This window comes from Cohnella baijiui (assembly GCF_020731285.1).
Taxonomy (GTDB): Bacteria; Bacillota; Bacilli; order Paenibacillales; family Paenibacillaceae; genus Cohnella.
This window is the reverse complement of sequence record NZ_JAJFOW010000003.1, coordinates 317147-334763: the sequence shown is the minus strand read 5'-3', so window position 1 is coordinate 334763 and position 17617 is coordinate 317147. Positions and strand designations below refer to the sequence as shown.

At 51.7% G+C, this 17617-nt stretch carries 15 protein-coding genes and 1 pseudogene; 6 read left to right on the top strand and 10 right to left on the bottom strand.

Annotation, left to right across the window (positions count from 1 at the left end; all coding sequences use genetic code 11):
- Positions 1–212: 212 nt before the first annotated feature.
- The gene (locus LKX83_RS05055) at positions 213–767 is read right to left on the bottom strand and encodes a dihydrofolate reductase family protein (RefSeq protein WP_227881064.1); all 555 of its coding nucleotides are present in this window, start codon (positions 765–767) and stop codon (positions 213–215) included.
- 156 nt (positions 768–923) lie between these two features.
- Here LKX83_RS05055 and LKX83_RS05050 point away from each other — a divergent pair, with 156 nt between their 5' ends.
- From LKX83_RS05050 to LKX83_RS05040, 3 genes are all read left to right on the top strand, one after another.
- Entirely contained in the window at positions 924–3206 is a 2283-nt protein-coding gene (locus tag LKX83_RS05050; RefSeq protein WP_227881063.1) for an ATP-binding cassette domain-containing protein, read from the top strand.
- Positions 3145–3948, top strand: a complete 804-nt coding sequence (locus LKX83_RS05045; RefSeq protein ID WP_227881131.1) for an NADP-dependent oxidoreductase — start codon at positions 3145–3147, stop codon at positions 3946–3948. The genes LKX83_RS05050 and LKX83_RS05045 overlap by 62 nt, the downstream gene beginning before the upstream one ends.
- A 396-nt stretch (positions 3949–4344) precedes the next feature.
- A complete protein-coding gene (locus LKX83_RS05040) occupies positions 4345–5790 on the top strand; it encodes an alpha/beta hydrolase family protein (RefSeq protein WP_227881062.1) in 1446 nt (481 codons plus the stop codon).
- 4 nt (positions 5791–5794) lie between these two features.
- Here LKX83_RS05040 and LKX83_RS05035 read toward each other — a convergent pair whose 3' ends face one another.
- From LKX83_RS05035 to LKX83_RS05010, 6 genes are all read right to left on the bottom strand, one after another.
- Positions 5795–6880 carry a HAMP domain-containing sensor histidine kinase gene (locus LKX83_RS05035; RefSeq protein ID WP_227881061.1) on the bottom strand — a complete coding sequence of 362 codons (1086 nt, stop codon included), beginning with the start codon at positions 6878–6880 and terminating at the stop codon, positions 5795–5797.
- Positions 6870–7559 (bottom strand): response regulator transcription factor, encoded by a 690-nt coding sequence (locus LKX83_RS05030; RefSeq protein ID WP_227881060.1) that lies wholly within the window; start codon positions 7557–7559, stop codon positions 6870–6872. The genes LKX83_RS05035 and LKX83_RS05030 overlap by 11 nt, the downstream gene beginning before the upstream one ends.
- Positions 7560–8112: 553 nt before the next feature.
- The gene (locus tag LKX83_RS05025; protein WP_227881059.1) at positions 8113–8439 is read right to left on the bottom strand and encodes a hypothetical protein; all 327 of its coding nucleotides are present in this window, start codon (positions 8437–8439) and stop codon (positions 8113–8115) included.
- A gap of 304 nt (positions 8440–8743) precedes the next feature.
- Positions 8744–9424 (bottom strand): peroxiredoxin-like family protein, encoded by a 681-nt coding sequence (locus LKX83_RS05020; protein WP_227881058.1) that lies wholly within the window; start codon positions 9422–9424, stop codon positions 8744–8746.
- Positions 9425–9492: 68 nt separating this feature from the next.
- Positions 9493–10008, bottom strand: a complete 516-nt coding sequence (locus tag LKX83_RS05015) for a hypothetical protein (protein ID WP_227881057.1) — start codon at positions 10006–10008, stop codon at positions 9493–9495.
- An 80-nt stretch (positions 10009–10088) separates the two neighbouring features.
- Entirely contained in the window at positions 10089–10739 is a 651-nt protein-coding gene (locus tag LKX83_RS05010) for a TetR/AcrR family transcriptional regulator (RefSeq protein WP_227881056.1), read from the bottom strand.
- Between the two features lie 228 nt (positions 10740–10967).
- Here LKX83_RS05010 and LKX83_RS05005 point away from each other — a divergent pair, with 228 nt between their 5' ends.
- Positions 10968–11357, top strand: coding sequence for an OsmC family protein (locus LKX83_RS05005; protein ID WP_227881055.1), 390 nt, complete (start codon positions 10968–10970; stop codon positions 11355–11357).
- Positions 11358–11401: 44 nt separating this feature from the next.
- Here LKX83_RS05005 and LKX83_RS05000 read toward each other — a convergent pair.
- Positions 11402–11535, bottom strand: a pseudogene (locus tag LKX83_RS05000) (Ada metal-binding domain-containing protein); the annotation flags it as partial.
- A gap of 216 nt (positions 11536–11751) precedes the next feature.
- Between LKX83_RS05000 and LKX83_RS04995 the strand changes: the two are divergent.
- Both LKX83_RS04995 and LKX83_RS04990 read left to right on the top strand, forming a co-directional pair.
- Positions 11752–12354 carry a DUF2239 family protein gene (locus LKX83_RS04995; protein ID WP_227881054.1) on the top strand — a complete coding sequence of 201 codons (603 nt, stop codon included), beginning with the start codon at positions 11752–11754 and terminating at the stop codon, positions 12352–12354.
- Between the two features lie 55 nt (positions 12355–12409).
- Positions 12410–13759, top strand: coding sequence for an alpha/beta fold hydrolase (locus LKX83_RS04990; protein ID WP_227881053.1), 1350 nt, complete (start codon positions 12410–12412; stop codon positions 13757–13759).
- 267 nt (positions 13760–14026) lie between these two features.
- On the opposite strand, the gene LKX83_RS04985 is transcribed toward LKX83_RS04990, so the two are convergent.
- Together LKX83_RS04985 and LKX83_RS04980 are read right to left on the bottom strand one after the other, a co-directional pair.
- Positions 14027–15667: a response regulator transcription factor gene (locus LKX83_RS04985; RefSeq protein ID WP_227881052.1), complete on the bottom strand. Its 1641-nt coding sequence runs from the start codon at positions 15665–15667 to the stop codon at positions 14027–14029.
- An 89-nt stretch (positions 15668–15756) separates the two neighbouring features.
- A complete protein-coding gene (locus LKX83_RS04980; protein ID WP_227881051.1) occupies positions 15757–17559 on the bottom strand; it encodes a cache domain-containing sensor histidine kinase in 1803 nt (600 codons plus the stop codon).
- Positions 17560–17617 lie beyond the last annotated feature (58 nt).

Sequence of the window (17617 nt, the reverse complement as noted above, 5' to 3'; positions counted from 1 at the left end):
TTTGATATGCTAGTCGTGTCGATCCTGTCTCAAAAACGGAAATAGACCGCCCTCGGTCAAAGGTCGCGGTCTATTCCGTGTTCCAACTGATTTGAAGCCTACCGCTCTTACAAGCGGCTATTACACGGTGTCAGTGTCGATTGAATGAATTAATCAATATTCGCAGCTTGAAATGGGCAGATATGTCTTCACGTAATTGCGTAGACCCGCTATTATTTCCCATTCAAATGATAGATGAGCTGTACAACGCCCGAGGATAATGTTTTTGCATGAACCATCTTTAAATTTATCCTCTGTTTGATATCCATAAACAACGGTTTTCCCTCTCCCAAAATAACTGGATGAACAGACAATCTAAATTCGTCAACAAGTCCTAAATGGATAAAAGTTGTAATCAGACTTGCTCCACCATATAGCCAGATGTCTTTACCGGGCTTATTCTTGAGTTTATTTACTTCTTCAAGAATATGATCATTAATGAATATTGCTTTGTTATCCGTCCCTTTTTTTGTCCTGGAAAACACATATTTTTCTTTACGATGAATGACTTCCCAAATTTCTTTATCCGTATCCGTTTGTTCCATTTCTGGCGTAAATTGTCCCCACATATCATAGCTTTTTCTTCCATAAAAAATCGTATCAATTTGATTTAAGAAATCAACAAACCCCATCTCAGCGTCCATGATGCACCAATCGACTTCCCCATTTTTTCCTTCAATAAATCCATCTAAAGTAACTGCTAAATCTAAAATGATTTTTCGTCTCATGATTGGTTGCTCCTTTCGTTGATCTATCACTTAGTATAGACCCTTATATATGCCACCTTGTGTCATATTCATAATGCCGCACGAATATGACAGAAGATGTCATGATGATCCCTTTATACTGATCCGTGTATGAACTACGCGAAAGGTGTTGATCGCATGGATCAGAATAGCATCGTCATCAAGGGCGCGCGAGAAAACAACTTGAAGGATGTTACGCTTCGCGTCCCGAAGCGGAAGCTGACGGTTTTCACCGGGGTATCCGGCTCCGGCAAGTCGTCGATCGTTTTTGACACGATCGGCGCCGAGGCGCAGCGGGAGCTGAACGAGACGTTCAGCGCGTTCATCCGCAACCGGCTCCCGAAATTCGGGCAGCCCGAAGCGGACGCGATCGAGCATTTGTCCCCCGCCATCGTCGTCGACCAGAAACGGCTCGGCGGCAACTCCCGGTCGACCGTCGGCACGATCACGGACATCTACGCGCTGCTGCGGCTCCTGTTCTCGCGCGTCGGGCAGCCGTTCGTCGGCCATTCGAACGCGTTCTCGTTCAACGATCCGGCCGGGATGTGCCCGGAATGCCACGGCGTTGGCAAGATCGTTTCGGCCGACGTCGGCAAGCTGTTGGACCGAACGAAGTCGCTGAATGAAGGCGGCATTGCTTTTCCGACGTTCCGCGTCGGTACGTGGTACTGGAAGTTGTACGTCATGTCGGGACTTTTCGACAACGATAAGAAGTTGGAAGATTACACAGATGAGGAATGGAACTTATTACTGTACGGCATCGGCGGGAAGGAAGCGAAAATCTCGTTCGATACGCCAACCGGCCCGATGGACGCGAGCTATGAGGGTGTCGTCACGAAATTCGAACGGCTTTACATCAAGCGGGATTCGGAGGAAATGGCCGAAGCGACATTAAGCCGTGCCCAGCCGTATATGATGTTCGCCCCCTGTCCGCTCTGCCGCAGGACGCGGCTCAATCAAGCGGCGCTAAGCTGCCGTATCGGCAGTTTGAACATCGCGGAGATGGCCGCCATGGAGGTCGGCGAGCTCGTACACGTCGTGCGCAGCATCCGGGAGTCGGTTGCGGAGACGATAATCTCCGCGCTAGCCGAACGGCTTCAACAATTGATTGACATCGGACTCGATTACCTTAGCCTCGACCGGGAAACGGCGTCACTGTCCGGCGGCGAATCGCAGCGAATCAAGATGGTACGTCACCTTGGCAGCAGCCTGACCGACATGCTGTACATTTTCGACGAACCCAGCGCCGGACTGCACCCTAGGGATGTGATTCGGTTGAACCGGCTGCTCCGCCAGCTGTGCGACAAGGGAAACACGGTGATCGTCGTCGAGCACGACCGCGACGTCATCGCGGCCGCCGATCATATCGTCGACGTCGGCCCGCACGCCGGCGTTCACGGCGGGCGGATCGTCTATGAAGGGGACGTTGAAGGACTGCTGCATGCCGACACCTTGACGGGCCGATACATGCGTCACGAGCTGGCGCTGCGCAAGGACGTCCGCAAGCCGACAGGCTTCTACCCGATCGTCGATGCGACGCTCCATAACTTAAAGCGGGTATCGGTCGACATCCCGGCAGGCGTGCTGACGGTCGTGACCGGCGTAGCCGGCTCCGGCAAAAGCTCGCTGATCAACGGCGAGTTTCTGACGCGCTACCCCGAGGCGATCGCGACAGACCAGTCGGCCGTCGGAGCGTCGGTCCGCTCGAACCCGGCGACGTATACGGGCATCATGGACGAACTGCGCAAGTTGTTCGCAAAGGCGAACTTCGTGAACGCCTCCCTGTTCAGCTTCAATTCATCGGGGGCATGCGAGACGTGTCAGGGGCTCGGCGTCCTCTATACGGACCTTGCCTTCATGGAGGGCATCCGCACCGTCTGCGAAACGTGCGGCGGCCGCAGGTTCAAAGAGGAAGTGCTGCAGTACCGGTACCGAGGCCGATCGATATCGGACGTACTGGCGTTGACGACCGAGGAGGCCCTGGCTGCATTCGACAAGCATCCGTCCATCCGCCGACGTCTGCAAGCGGTCGCGGACGTCGGTCTCGGCTACGTGACGCTCGGACAGCCGCTGAGCACCCTGTCGGGGGGCGAGCGCCAGAGGCTGAAGCTCGCTTGCGAGCTGCACAAGGCGGGCAGCATTTACGTCATGGACGAGCCGACGACCGGCCTTCACATGTCCGATGTCGGACTACTGCTCGACATCATGAACCGCTTGGTCGACGCCGGCAACACGGTCGTCGTCATCGAGCATCACCCGGACATCATCCGGAGCGCGGACTGGATTATCGACATGGGCCCGGAAAGCGGCGCTCGGGGCGGCAAGGTCATTTTCCAGGGGACACCGCAGCAGCTTGTCGATGGGCAAGGTGACGCGGCGCGTTCGATCACCGGCAAATATTTGCGCGGCGAGCTGCGGTAACGGCCAAGAGGGGGTAGGATATATCGCGGTCTTCGGAATGATTGTTGGCGCTTATGCGGAGTATGGCATTGCAAAGGTGAATCAACTGGCGAAAATGTCGAACGCGGAGTATTCCGCTGCTCCGGTGGATGACCTGGTGAAGTTACCGGACGGTCTCTCGTTCGAGGATGCAGCAACGATCAGGGCCGGTGCGGATACAGCATGGAAAGCCTTGTTTACCGAAGGAGAGCTGGAGGCCGGTCAAACGGTCCTCATTCATGCCGCTGCCGGCGGTGTGGGACAATTCGCCGTTCAGTTGGCCAAATGGAAGGGAGCCCATGTAATCGGCATCGCTTCAACCTCTAACCTGAGCTTCGTCAAGTCTTTGGGGGCGGACCAAGTCATCGATTATACGACGACGGCTTTCGAAGAGGTTGTCAAAGAAGTGGATCTTCTCATCGTCGATGCCGTTGGAGGAGATACCGAGAACAGGTCCATGGCCGTTCTAAAGCAGGGCGGAATTCTTGTCGCTTTGACGCAGCCTCCATCCCAAGAGAACGCTCAAAAGCATGGTATTACAGCTAAATTTAACACCAAGTTTCCAACCTACGCGAATCTGCAGACAGTAGCACAATTAATTGCCGACGGTGCAATCAGAGCAGAGATCGATTCCATATTCCCGCTGAGCCAAGCTAACAAAGCACTAGAGAAAAGCGAAGCAAAACATGGTCGCGGAAGAATATTGCTGCGCATCAACCCTTAATGCCCTGCAAGGACAAAGACCCCTTAACCGAGGGGTCTTTTCTGTAACCTAACTAAAGCCCAAGCTTCTTCCACGATAGGACGCGAAAGGTAAATCCTTAGTTTAGTCGTGCGAGATCAAAATAGTGCCATGATAGGTTCGGCTTATCCCCGCTTCGATACAAACAAAAAAACCTCTCGGTTAAAGAGAGGGCCATCCCACATTATCTTCTCACTCCGGCCATTGCAAATAAGGATAACTACCGCCTTCATCCATACTCCAAATATCGATAAAGTCCTAAGAGCGGTCGAGCGCCATCATCTTTATTAGATATTCATAATATCCCTCGCGTTGTCTTCACTTTTTTTATGTAAGTTGTCACTAGGTCGTATGAATGGTTTGAGGAGGAGACGGAGCATGAGGATGTTGGAGATCGCTTTGCTTGGTGTCAATTTCTGCTTGTTGTACTGGGCGGTAATCGCGAATAAGAAGGGGGCGAAGGGATCTTTTATTCCATTGGGGATCGCCATCTTATTGGTGATTGCGCAGATTGCCGCGGAAGGCGGACGATGGGAGATGATTCCGGCCTATCTGACACCGCTTCTATTGGCGGTTTATTTCTTTATTGGCAAGCGGAAAGAGGCAGGCAGAAGCAGGATCGCTGTCACTGTTCAGGCGGTATTGTTGACCGTATACCTGGCCGTCTCGGTCGCAGGGCCCGTGCTTTTTCCCGTATTTTCATTCGTGAAGCCGACGGGGCCGTACGCTGTCGGAACGGTGGTTTATCACTGGGTAGACGAACAACGGCGGGAACCTTATTCAGACAACCCTGCCGACCGGCGCGAGTTGATGGCGCAAATTTGGTATCCGGCCGCCGAAGGAGGCGGGGAAAAGCGGAGCCCGTATTTGCTGAATGCATCGAAAATGACGGCAGCCATTTCTTCGAAAATGATGGATCTTCCAGCTTTTGTGTTAAGCCATCTAGGGCTCGTCAAAACGCATTCTTTGCTGGATGCCAAACTTTCCGATTCGGAGAGCCGTTACCCGGTATTGATTTTTTCCCACGGGATGCTTGGGTATCGCGATCAAAATATTTTCCAGGTGGAGGAGTTGGCAAGCCACGGCTACATCGTCGTTGCCGTCGATTATGCTTATGAAGCCGCCGCATCCGTGTATCCCGACGGAAGGGTGGCCTTGAGTAAAATCAGCAGTTCATTGACTTCCAATGCCCAGTATAATGAGCATATCCCGCTTTGGACCGCTGATACGACTTTCGTGCTCGATCAAGTGGAAAAGCTTAATCGGAGCGATTCCACCGGCCTTTTTACCGGTAAAATCGATCTTGAACGAATCGGCATGATCGGACATTCGTTCGGCGGAGCCGTTACGGTGCAAATGATAAAGAATGATCCGCGCGTAAAAGCAGCTCTGAGCATGGACGGCGGGATCTATGGTCCGCCGGTTTCCGAGAAAGGCTTGGGGAAACCGTTCTTGATGATGTTCTCGGACGAAATATACAGTATGGTGATGGCCTCATACGATGACGTCGCTAAAAAGATGGGCGGGGTAAGCCGCGAAGCGTTCGAAGCTCCGAGGAAAGAATACAAATTAAAAACTCGTAATACATTGGCGGGCGGAGGGTTATCGCTTATGATTCCGGGTTCCAAGCATGCAAGCTACTCCGATCTTTCGTTATTCTCTCCTCTGCTAGGTTTGGGCGGCGCAAACCCGCGACGGGATCACCGGATCGTGAACGAATTCAGCGTTGCCTTTTTCGATCGGTATTTAAAAGGAAAGAACGATTCTGCTCTGCAAGATTTGGCCGCCAAATACCCGGAAGTAAATTTCAAGGTGAATAATTAAAAACTCAACTTTCGGGAAGTTCGATGACGAAAACGTAATGTCCCGACGAATGAACGAGACTTAACGTGCCGCCGTGCTGTTCGACGATTTTTTGGGCAATGGATAACCCCAATCCGGAACCGGCCTGGATCGCTTGGGCAGCTCGCGAGTGGTCTGCTTTATAAAACCGCTCGAATAATAGCGCCTCCTGCTCCTTCGATATCGGAGTACCATCGTTCTCGATTTGAATGGCTACGGAAGATAACCGTTCCTCCAATGTCACGCGTACGACTCCCGGTTTGTTCGAGAACTTTAATGCGTTGATCAGAAGATTGTCGATGGCCCTCCTCATTTTTCTGGGATCCATGGCCATTGGCATCGCCTTGAACGGCAACGACATTTCAACGTCAACCCCGAGTTCTTTGGCGTAAGGTTGAAATTCGGCCAGCATTTGCGTAAGCAATTCTCTTACGTCGATCTGGCCGAATTCAAGCTTGGCGTCGCCGCTTGTAAGACGTGTATACTCGAACAAGTCGTGAATGAGGTCTTTCAGTTGGATGGCTTTTTTGAAGGTGTTATCGACGAAGCGTTCGTGCTCTTGCTCATTCCGGTAAACTTTATTTTTCAACAATTCCAAATAACCGATGAGGCTGGAAAGCGGGGTTCGCAAATCGTGGGATACGGCCGTAATCAAGTCCATTTTGGAACGTTCGATTTCCCTTTCTTTTTCGATTAGCTGTTCCAGTTTTTCGGCCATCGCGTTAATGTTGTCCGCGATTGTGCCCAGTTCGTCTTTCCGCGATAGCGGAACGCGGAAGCGCAAATTTCCCCTAGCGATCACGTCGAGTCCTTCCGCCAGACGCAGCAAATCTTGAACAATGCGCCGGGTCATCAGCGAAAAGCTGAGAATAAACAGGACGACGAACAAAACGACGTATAACATATTCCATAATAAAAGAAAGTGGCGAGTCGTGGAGAAACCGCTTAACAGAGATTCGTTGACGAAGGACGACACATTCATCGCAATGACCAAGCTAATGATAAATGACCAAATCATGCGCACACGGATGCTTGTTTTTCCGGAAATCAAGACAAACCATTTATTTTTCAATTTTGTATCCTACTCCCCAGACCGTCTTGACGAATTGCGGCTCCCGTGGGTTTTCCTCGATTTTCTCCCGGAGATTTCGGACATGAACCACCACCGTATTATTTGAGAAGCCGGCAGTTTCTTTCCAAACCCGTTCATAAATTCGATCTGCGCTGAACACAATCCCGCGATAGCTCGCCATCAATTCGAGTATGGAAAATTCAAGGGGCGTCAGGGGTATTACCTTTTCCTTTACGGTTACCTGGTGCCTAGCCTTGTCTATGATTAGGTCGCCGATACAAATGACGTCTTCCTTCAGGTCTTTGACGGCATAGCTTTGACGGCGCAGCTGCGCCTTGACCCGGGCCATCAATTCCATGAGGCTGAAGGGCTTCGTCACGTAGTCATCAGCCCCGGTCGTCAGCCCGGTAATTTTATCGATGTCTTCTTCCTTGGCGGAAAGCATGATAATGGGGATGCTCGAAGTTTCCCTGATTTTCAGACAGGCCCGGATGCCATCCATATGGGGCATCATCACATCGAGAATGATCAATTGTACGGGAGTTGCTTGAACGATTTCCAACGCCTGCAAGCCATTTTCCGCTTCTAGCACATGATAACCTTCATTGTGCAAGTATAATTGTAAAATGTCCCTGATATCAGAGTCGTCATCCACGACCATTATGGTGCATTTATCCATACCGGAGCCCCCGATATTTGAAAATGGACGTTGAGGATATATCCCCTGGAAGGTAGTGCTTTTTAATTCGTCCGTTCAATCGGTATCGTTTTTCACCGCTCTCTTGAAAGTTGCTGCTGTCCTTGAACGCGTAGCTGACCGAGCCATCGAATGTCTCTTCGTCGCCGATGTACCGAATATCGTACGATTTGGTTTTAGCCGATGAATTATAGATGCAATTGACGGCCCATTTTCACTCTTTCCTTCGAATTTCACAGGGGTCGAACAGCCTGTCAACACCGATAACCCAATGATGAATGTCAGTGACAACAATAGGGGGGATTTCACGTATTCGCCTCCATCAAATCATTCTTACCAAAATTATACAACGTCACCGCATGCCGGCTAACGGACTTCCGCCGTGTTGTTCGCCTGGCCTTTGGTCCGGGATATCTCCTGTCCAAACTTAAGGATTTCTATTTGATTTCCATTCTTTTTGAATAACGCTAAAGAGGAAAAGACATATGATAAAAATGATTTGCGCAGTTCCAATATAGAAAGGCACACCCCATTCTCACAATAAAAAATCCCAATGATAGAAATTCCAACCATCTCTATCATCTGGATTATATTCGTCGAACATTTTTTTCACTTGTGAAATTCCATATACAGTAGATGATAAATACCATGCAACAAAAAAAAGGAATCCAAGTATTCCTTTGTATCTATTGATTAATCTTGAAGATAGATATAGAAGGAATGCAAGGGCTAAATGGGTAACAATAAAAAAACCTAGCACACTACCTTCAATACCGTGATTTAAAGGCCATGTGTTCATCATGAATACACCGGCACTCATATAAGTCAAATAGATAAGAATCGCTCCCCATATTCCTTTCATTACACCTCTCCTGTTTTTTCGCGATTGGTTTCATATCGCTAGTATTGGCGGACAGCTTCATCGATATTTTGAGGACAAGCCGGAAAAATTAGACAGCTTTGAACTCACCGCCATCTATCTGCTCATCCGGTTATGTATAATCAATGCTGTTATCTCCGAGCCTAAAAAGTGATTCCCAACGATTTTATCGGATCTTCAGGCTAAAAAAGTTTACTGACTGTAGAAAGCGACTTGTCGGAGGATTTGACAAGTCGCTACTACTAGATAAGTATGATTTGGCTTCTATGCTTACTGCTTCAAGGGTCTAGGCTATGTTTGAAGCTGCGAAAGTTGAGTCAGCAATTAAAGCTTTTCTCAATTCATGCAGAATATTCTCCGGATCCAACCGCTGCATAAAGTCGGGATTCACATAGGCGGAACGAATAATGCCGGATTCGTCGATCATAAAGGTGGAAGGAATCGGCAGGATCCAGTGGTTCGTCGCGTTGTATTCCGCCAGGTCCATGCCCATTTGTTTCATTATGTCCTGGATGTAATCCGGGACGTCGTAAAGGATGTTATACATAGCGGCCACGAGACCGTGTGTGTCGCTAAGCACTTGAAAGGTCAACTCTTCTTTCTCTTGTTGGGAAAGCGTGTTGTCCGGGCTTTGCGGGCTGACCGCGATCAACTGGCCCCCAAGGGCTTTGATGTCCGGCAGAAGCTTCTGATAGGCCTTAAGCTGACTGTTGCAGAACGGGCACCATCCGCCCCGGTAGAAAGTCAGGACAACAGGTCCTTTGGACAATTCATCATAAAGGTTAACCGATTCTCCCAAAGCATTCTTGAGTGTAAAATCCTTGGCCTTCTGCCCCTCCTGCCGGCCGTAAGCAATACCGGATTCCTGCTGCTCCCGGATCTGACGGAACATCTCCGTTTGGATCTCCAAAGGGGTATGCGCGATAAATTCCTGTTTAGCTTCCGTTAAAGCTTGAGTTAATAACATGTTTTGCTTCTCCTTAATTAATTAATTAATTAATTAATTATCCTGACGGCATTCGCCGCCGGCCAACATCATTCGGCATACGTCTTGGCTGGCGAGTCGAATGTCGCGAGCTTGTCCTGCCTGCGCATATGGATGATTTGGGCTGTCAAGCCAACGATGAGAATGACGAGGAGACTGGCTTGAGAGCCGAGAAGAATTGGCGAATTCAGATCGGTCACTAAGGGGTGGCCGTCTGGAACACGGCGCAAGATTTCGGAAACGGTCGGCAACATCAGCAGAAACGCCGTCAGGGTGAGGAGGATTGTTTCGAGGTACTTGCCCGCACGCCCAAACCTTGAAATACGCCCGATGCCGTATCCGACGAGCAGCAGTAGGATCGTTGCCGCACCAATGACATAGCTGACGGACTGATGTGCGACGGGGAATACTGTGGTAGCGCCGATCAGCATCGAAATGAAGTAGACGACACCGGGCCTTGAGCGAGGCACAATCCGTCCGTAGCGAGCAAACATATAGATAGCCAGCGGAATGGCGGGCAAGCTGCTGAGCGTATGCACCCAGCCGAGTCGAGAAATTCCAAACATAATTGTCTCCTTCCAGTCCTTAAGGACAAGGGTGATTTGTTCTGTTCTGCCCGCTCTCTAGATGGGTTAAGCTACGGGAGTTATGTTGAGCTCCTTTCATCTTGATCATCATGGCTGCAACCATCGCCGTCACGACTTTCATCACAAGGGAAGCGCGAAGCGAGTCGCTCCAAGAGCGGGCCTGTCACGACGCCGAATATCTTCGGATCTCCATAGGCTCGCGCCGAAAGCATCGCGCCATGAACCGCCGCCATGAACGCTTCGGCCTCGGCAAGAGGGGTACTCGTCAGTTGAAGTTGCCCATGCCGCGCGCCGCGCTCCAGCACGGATGTCAACCACCCCGACAGAGAGCGGAAATGCGCCCGGACTTCTAGGCCAACTTCCTCGGGTAGGACGGGGAGTTGGCTTGCCAACAGCGCGCAGATGCAAAACGGAGCGCTGGCGTCCGCGATGCAGGCTTCCCAATAACCGGCGTAGAGCCGAAGCAGCTCGAGCGGATCGGATACCTGAAGTTCGAGATTCGCCATCCCCAATTCAGCTTCTTCCCGATACCGCGCAACCAGCGTTCGGACCAGATCGACCTTGCTTGGAAAATGGTGATGGATGCTCGCCTTACGAATCCCAACCATATCAGCGATGTCGGCATAGCTGAAACCGTTGTAGCCGCCAGCGACGATCAGATTACGCGCACAAGCCAGAATGTTATCAGAGGTGGTAGATGAATTTTTCATATCTGTAACCTACCATCTAGTAGGTAGTTTGTCAAATGACATAGGCGTGGTATACGAAAGGTCGGTATTCCAGAATTTAAGTACTTTTTTACATATGTCTGCGAATCGAATCCCTCTCCGTTATAGGTAGTATCTATTAAATAAATCGATTTAATATATTTCACTAGTATCGTTGTAAGAGCTATCCTGTTTCTAGAGTGAAAAAAATATACATCTGGAGGGAATACAATGGTTATCTCAACAAGTGGACGCGAAGCATATATTACCGAGCTTTTTAATAGTACTTCGAAGATTTTTTCAGATGTTACCCAAGAGAAAGGGGGAAGTGGTAAATATTTTAGACCACATGATCTGATCGAATCGGGCTTTGCTTCGTGTGTAAATATTACTACGAGAATGGTGTTGGATTCTATGAATTTATCTTATGACGGGGTTACTGTTAAAGTTGAACTAGATAGAAGCAATGAAGAAAGGACTATTTTTAAGTATCAAATTGATATTTCCGGATCAATTGATAAAGAAACCCGGGAGGAAGTATTGAAAAGGGTAGCGAATTGCCCAGTCAAAAAGACATTATCTAAACAGCTGGAATTTATTAATGAATGCAATTTGATGTGATATTTCCGCTAACGGATTTACGTTAGTTCAATCAAGCAGCAGCAGGGTAGGGTTGCAGGACATGTTGGTCGACAAAAACACCGGTCGTTTTGACTCCAACATAAAAGAGGCCTTCATATTCTGATTTTTTATCGATTAGCGCCTGATAATACATGTGTTTCATTTCTTCCGATATCATGCTACTCCTCCTTCATCATGCTGCTTTCAACACGCATTCTTGCCCTTGATCTTGCATCATTGTAACACTTCAGAAAAATAACGCCGCCGAAAAACGAGCATTGATTCTGGACAGCAAAAATGACGCTCAGGATCAGCTCTCCCTTTTACCCGGATAATATTGATTATTTATTTTTATCCGGGTATAATTAGCGAGACAAGCAGAGAGGAGGTCAGCATGAGCAATGCCCTAACGCGCTTTAACTGCACGGCATTTTTGGGTGTGGGAGTCGTCGCCAGCGGTTCGTTACAGCACGTTGTTACTACAGTGAAGGATGCTCTGGATGACAGAGACCTCACGCAGTTGCTTTTATTTGACGATTCCACGGGGAAGCCAGTAGATGTTGATTTTCGTGGGAAGACAGATGATGTGCTCAAACGAGTAGGAGAACAGTTTGGTGACTTGCCCGATACGGAAGTGAATCACCAGCCTACACGGCGGGTCGGTCGGCCCAAGCTGGGGGTTGTTTCCGGTGAGGTTACGTTATTGCCACGGCATTGGGAATGGCTCAAGAGTCAACCTGGAGGGGCGTCGGTAACATTACGGAAACTCATTGATGAGGCTCGCCGTGCTGGAGAAAAACAGAGCAATATCCGAGAGTCACAAGAAGCAACATATAACTTTATGACCGCTATGGCCGGGAACTTCCATCACTACGAAGAAGCTCTGCGGGCACTGTATGCTGGCGATTTGGATCGTTTTTACCACTTCATCGATGACTGGGCACCTGATATCAGAAACCATGTCAAAAGATTAGCCGCTAATGCATTCCCTGTATGAATGAAAGCATTTGGAGGCGTAAAGAATTTAAAAAGGAACTACGAAAGGAGCCGCTATGACAGCGTTTAAATCTATTCGTTACATCGAACCATCGCAACGCGCTGGCATGAGGTTCATGCAACGAGGCATTGAGGGCAGCATCGTCATGTTGAACCTGCTGCGTTTTCGTGATGTTGCCGATTACACAGCCAATCCCGAACTAACACCGGAGGGCCCAATTAGCGGTGCCGAAGCTTTCAACCGCTATATTGAGCACACCCTCCCATTTCTCCGTGAAAGCGGAGGTGAAATCATGTTTCTTGGCGATGGCGGGGAGTTTCTTATCGGACCAGAAGACGAAAGATGGGATCTTGTTATGCTGATCCGCCAGAGCAGCGCGCAGTCGTTTCTTGCTTTTTCAAGTCATCAAGACTACCTAACCGGTATCGGGCATCGGACTGCAGCGATCGAAGATTCACGCCTTCTGCCTATGGCAGAACTTCCGATACCGAATGAAGTTGAAGGAGAACAGATCATGAATATTCTGAAAGTCAACGGCGTTGATTTGGCCTACGACAGTTTCGGTAACGAAAATGACGAGGCTATTATCCTAATCGCCGGGCTTGGAACCCAGATGATTCGATGGACGGTTCCGTTTTGTCGGATATTGGCAGCGCGGGGCTTTCGCGTAATCCGCTTTGACAATCGCGATGTAGGTTGCTCGACACACTTTAGCCATTATCAGGCGCTGGATTTTGACGCGCTGGCAACTGCGCTCATGTCAGGACAGCGGCCGGACATCCCTTACACGCTCGATGACATGGCAGGCGACGCTATCGGACTGCTCGACGCCCTTTCAATTGACCGGGCACATTTCGTTGGCAGGTCGATGGGCGGAATGATCGCCCAGATTGCAGCCAGCGAGTACCCTGAACGGGTTTTATCACTCACCTCCATGATGTCTAGTTCCGGTAATCCTACGCTTCCGCAAGCTTCCCCGGATGTCATGGAGATGATGACTAAACCGGCGCCGAACCCCTTTGAGGATGAAGCGGGATTTCTGGCGCACAGCCTCTCTTTTGCCAAACGCATTGCCGGCACCGGCTATCCGTTTGAAGAGGACGCTTATCGGGCGCTCATTCTGGAGGAAGTCCGGCGAGCCTACGATCCAGGCAGTGTCGGACGACAAATTGCTGCGATCGCTGTCTCCGGCGACCGTCGTCCGCGGCTGGCGACCATAAAAGTACCAGCACTTGTCATTCATGGGGTGGACGACCCCCTGTTCGTCCCGGCGTGTGGCGAGGATACGGCTTCTGCCATCCCGGGCGCCGAGCTAATGTTGGTTGAAGGCATGGGACACGACCTGCCGCACCAACTGTACAAAGTAACCGCTGATGGCATAGAGCGAACGGCTCGTCGCAATTGACACGCGTTTCCTGAATAGCAACCAGCCGGAGTCCCGCGGTGCCCAATGGGAAGAGCGGGCCCAAGGGCGCAGCGCTGATTATTTGCCCCCTTGGCGCATACGACCCGGGGAGAAGCGGCAGTGTTCTAGGAACGGTTGTTAAAGCAGCTGTGGAAACGATCAAATAAGCGCCGGTTTCATGATAACATCGTGAGCCAGCGCTTTTTTTGTGGGGATTTTTCCAAACAGATGATGGTCAGATTCAGAAACGAATGATTCAAACCCTTTTTATTCGCCCTCCTTCTGCCGCTTCCGGTATTCTGCGGGCGTCAGGCCGGTTTCTTTTTTGAACACTTTGTAGAAATACTTGGCATTTTCATAACCGATCATGGTCGCAATCCGATCGATCCGGTACTTGTTGGAGACAAGCAGTTCCTTCGCCCGTTCCATTCGCAACCGTTTCAGGTAGTCCTGGAACGTCTCTCCCGTATTCTCCTTAAATACCATGCTTAGATAGACGGGATGCAGGTAAAATCTCTCCGCCACCTCCTCCAGCCGAATTGGCTGGGCGTAACGCTGGTCGATATAATGCCTGATCTGCCCCATCTGCCCTGCGGCGGTCGACGTTACGGCAATGGCGTTTTCGGCCGCCGACCGCGCCACCCCCGTGAACCGGCGCACCAGCTCGGCGGGGTCTGGGGCTTCGCGAATCGTTTCGTTCCAGCTTAGTGTATCCTTATCCGACTCATCCGCCGCCTCGCTGTCCCGATGTCTTTTCTCCGCGATGTCACGCGCAAGAAGAGCGCAATAATGCTTCGCCTGGGCCAGTGTCACACCGCTTATAGCACGTATGTAGCCAAACAGATCCCCTGTCAAATTTACAGCCTGCTCAACGTGACCCTCCTCAATCTCAAACAACAGATCGTCGCGTCGCGGCCACTTCCAATCCGTCTTTTGCATCGCCGCGTCGTGTGCCTGCAGCACGCCTGTCCACGGGACAAAAGGCCGCTGCTCCAGCAAAGCCGCTGCCTCCCGATATGCGAGGCGAAGCTCCTCTGGCCTGCCGCGCGTTCCGCTCGCCGCTCCGACAGCCGAGCCGCCACAGCGCCGTGCTTCCTCGACCGCTTGCCGCAGCTTGCCGCAAGCCAAGCGTGCCGCAGCCTGACGACTGCCGACGACAAGCAGCGTCACATCCGGCCGGTCGGGATGGGAAAGCCGCAATACACCCTCATCTTCCGACCATTCGGAACCTCTTGCGGCGGCCCCATGCATACTGTGCCAAGCGGCGACGGGCGACTCCGCGAGTGTCGCAGATATACCGCGGGCGCTGCCTTCAACGTCCTGGTTCGCGCACTCTGAATCGCGCACCGTCACGGAGAGAAGGCCGACGGCGAACGAATCGGACGCGAGCAGTTCCCTTATCGGTCCGGAGCGGTACTGCTCAGCTCGCAGCGGCGTCCGCTCGTCCGCTCCCAATCTGCACAGCCAGGCGGACAGCCGCTCGCTTTCCAACGCCAGCTCCCGGTCCCGGTCGGCCCGCCGCCTGTTTTCCTTCTCCAGGCAGAAGGCAATTGCTTTTTCCAGTGAGGCGCGCAGCTCGTTGTTGTCAAAAGGCTTCAGGATATAGTCGATGACGTTCGTCGCGATCGCCTCTCGCGTATATTCGAAATCCGAAAAGCCGCTGATGACGATCAGCCCCGTCTCGGGCTGCCGCTCCGCCAACACCCGGAGGAGGGAGACGCCGTCCATCGTGGGCATCCGCATATCGGTCAGCACGATATCGGGATTTTCCTGCAGCGCAAGCGCAAGACCTTCCTCGCCGTCGCAAGCCTCGCCCACCCAAGCGAGGGGCAGATCGAGAGAGGCGATTTTTTTGACGATAGCTCTGCGAATAAGCGTCTCGTCGTCGATCACGATGTATCTGTACATATGTCCCTTCCACCCTTTCCAAAAGCGGACGCCCGTCTATGATCAGAGCCCGCCGTCGGCTCCTTTACTGAAGATCTGGCCGTATCGGCCTATGCTTGTCCTGTCCACTTCGCGGAGGCGGCAGGAAGACGAATCCGGATCGTCGCTCCCTCGCCCTTTCCCGCGCTGAACGCCTCAATCCCGTACGGCTTGCCGTAAAACAGCGTAATACGGGCATGGACGTTGTATATGCCGATGGACCGACTGTCGCCCCCTTCCGCTCCAAGCTGTTCAAAAGCAGGCGGGCTGTTCAGCATCTCCCGCAGCCGTGCGAGCTTGGCTCCGTCTATGCCGAGGCCGTCGTCGGCTACCTCGATCCATATGCCGCGTTCATCCTCGCCGGCCGAGATCCGGACGGAGCCCTTGCCTTTTTTGGCTTCGAGGCCATGGAATACCGCATTCTCCACGAGAGGCTGCAGAAGCAGCTTGAGCATCGTCGCGTTCTCCAGCCCGGGCGGAATGCCAAGCTCCCAGCCAACTTTGTCCCCGTAGCGGTAAGATTGGATGCGAATGTAATTGCGGACATGCTCAAGCTCCTCGCGAAGCGTCACCTCGTCGCGGTTCAGCTTGATACTGTAACGAAACATGTCGCCGAGCGCCTTGGACATTTCAGCGATGCTGTCGACATCCTCCAGCTCCGCAATGCTGTTGATCGTAGCTAGCGTGTTAAATAGAAAATGAGAGTTGATCTGCGCTTCAAGCGCCTTCATCTTGGCGGACATGGCGATAAATTGGCTATGATAGCGCTCGCGGATAAGCGTGTCGATCCGGATCAGCATGTTGGCATATTGTCCATACAAAATGCCGATTTCGTCCGTGCGGGACTTGTAGCGTTGCAGGCTGGCCTGCGGAAGCAAGCCTTTATCGTAGTTTTTCATCAGCACGGCGATCCGGCTGACCGGCTTGGAGAACGCGTTGGCGATCCATAGTGACAGCGCGACGGCAACAACGGCCCAGCAGGCGCCGAAACCGATCGCGAAAGTCTGCGTCGATCGGACCTGCTTAGTCACGGACGCTAGCGATACGGAGATGACCATGCGCCAGTCATATGCGGAAAAGGTATCGTACACATACAGTTCGTCGCCTCGCTTGTCGACGCGGCTGCCGTTCGCCTCTTCGGGAACAAACGGTTCGGCATCCGTAATCTCGCTGCCATAAAGCTTGCCGCCGTTCCTACTCAGCACGGTAATTCGCTGATCGGGCAGCACTCCGTTTTTCAGCTCGTCGAACAAGTTCGTGCCACAGTTCATAAGGAGCACGCCGATCCGCTGCTTGGTCTTCGGATCGTAGAGCGCCCGCGAGAAGGTGATTGACATTCTGTCCGGCAGCAAAAAATCGTGATGTGCCAATTCGTCGACATACATGCCGCCCTGACGCTCCAGCGTGCGCTTGTACCATTCCGATTCGAAAGGCGCATAGCCGAGCTGAAGCTCCGAGCCTTTGGTGCTGGAAAACACGGTGCCGTCCTCCGCGAAGAGATACAGTCCCTCGATATAATCGTGGCTGAGCAGCAGACTCTCCGTAGCCGAGCGGAAGTCTCGTTCGTTGCGTAGCCTATCGTAATCGCTCTCCGAGCCGGACGGGACATAACGCTTGAGAAACGACAAGGACGCATCCGCTCCCGCCATCTGCTGGTAGGCGATATATTCGGACACCCGGCCGATCTCCTCCAACTGGTTGGACATGCGGATCATGGATCGCTCCAGCACGTTGGCCGACACCTCCTGGACCTGTCGCTCGACCAGCGAAGCGTAGTTTCGGGAGGTGACGACAACGACGACGACGATCGGAATCAGCGAGATAAGCAGTAGTGCGACCAGCAGTCTGTTTTTAAGCCCCCAGGCGAATTTCATATAAATGCTACTCCGTGAAAGCGTTTTTTCGTATAATTGTAGCATATTCTGAGAGGGT